We start from the raw sequence: 1447 nt of genomic DNA on the forward strand, positions 1-1447 counted from the left end.
ACCCTAAACTCCCATGCCCGCACACTTGGCACCACCATAAATGAAACTGTGTAAGCCGGAAGGTATTGAGTTTGTTTATGCCGTTCTGTATACTTATAGTAACGGCAAAGATCGTGTTTATTTTGGGCCAGTAGCCCGTACCCTAAACTGATTTCAGGTACTCTCATTTGCACCACCACCTGTCCAGCCTATTATTCATGGCAAAAGGACGTATAGTAAAATGATAAAAGTCAGAGTACCATGCCGTAAATTCTTCCAGGAGGTGCCTTTATGGATAAGATTTACGACAAATGTTGTGGTATTGATGTGCACAAAAAACTTATCGTTGCCTGTTTCCGATGCGGCAGAAAGCAGGAGCTACGTGAGTTTGGTGCAACAACCAGAGAACTCCTTACATTGGCTGACTGGCTCAAGGAGGGTGGCTGCGAAATGGTCGCCATGGAGAGCACAGCCTCTTATTGGAAACCTCTGTATAACATCCTTGAATCTTCTGACCTGAACGCAATGGTGGTCAATGCCCGTCATATGAAAGCAGTTCCCGGTCGGAAAACGGATGTGAAGGATGCGGAATGGATCGCAGACCTTCTTCAGCATGGACTGCTAAAGGCCAGTTATATTCCCGACAAGGATCAGCGGGAACTGAGGGAATTAGTCCGCTATCGTAAAAGCCTTGTAGGGGAACGCACCAGAGAGTTGAATCGGCTCCAAAAGATGCTTGAAGGAGCTAACATCAAGTTATCCGGAACTGTATCAGACATCAATGGCAAAAGCGCCCGTAGTATTCTGGAATATCTCCTAACCGGAGACTCCATCGATGAGGTAAAATACGATGAGATGTATAAGCAGAAAGTGATTGCTCATAATCTCAAAGCCACCAAGGAACAGATCATTGATGATCTTAATGGTGTGATGTCTCCGCTCCAGCGCAGGATGATGAAAGAACTTCTTATCCATTTGGATGAACTAAATACTCACATCAAAAACCTGGATGACGAGATTGACAACTTTATGAAACCGGAAGAAAAGCAGGCTTCCCAGGCAATTCAGGATGTAACCGGTATAGGCAATACAAGTGCCCAGGCCATCATCTCTGTCATTGGTACAGACATGGATCGTTTTCCGACAGATAAGCACATTTCATCTTGGGCAGGGTTATGTCCCGGAGATAATGAAAGCGCCAAAAAGAGAAAATCCGGGAAGACCAGAAAAGGTAACTCCCTGTTGCGCACAACATTAATCACCTGTGCACATGCAGCAGTAAAAAATAAGAAGTCCTACTTCCATGCGCAGTTCATGAGGATCAGTGCTCACCGTGGGCCAAAGCGTGCCTATGTAGCCGTTGCCCATTCCATGCTCATAGCAATATATCACATTCTCAAGGATGGTGTCGTTTTCAAGGATCTGGGAGCTGATTATTACAATCAGTTCAATAAGGAACGTAAAATAG

1 protein-coding gene is annotated in these 1447 nt (G+C 45.1%); it reads left to right on the top strand.

All coding sequences use genetic code 11. The features are described 5' to 3' along the window. Nucleotides 1-270: 270 nt before the first annotated feature. Nucleotides 271-1447 (top strand): IS110 family transposase (locus tag ACTNBR_RS16415; protein ID WP_441019258.1); only part of this gene is annotated, 1177 nt, incomplete at its 3' end.

It is taken from the genome of Bariatricus sp. HCP28S3_F11, from assembly GCF_052065395.1.
Taxonomy (GTDB): Bacteria; Bacillota; Clostridia; order Lachnospirales; family Lachnospiraceae; genus Allocoprococcus.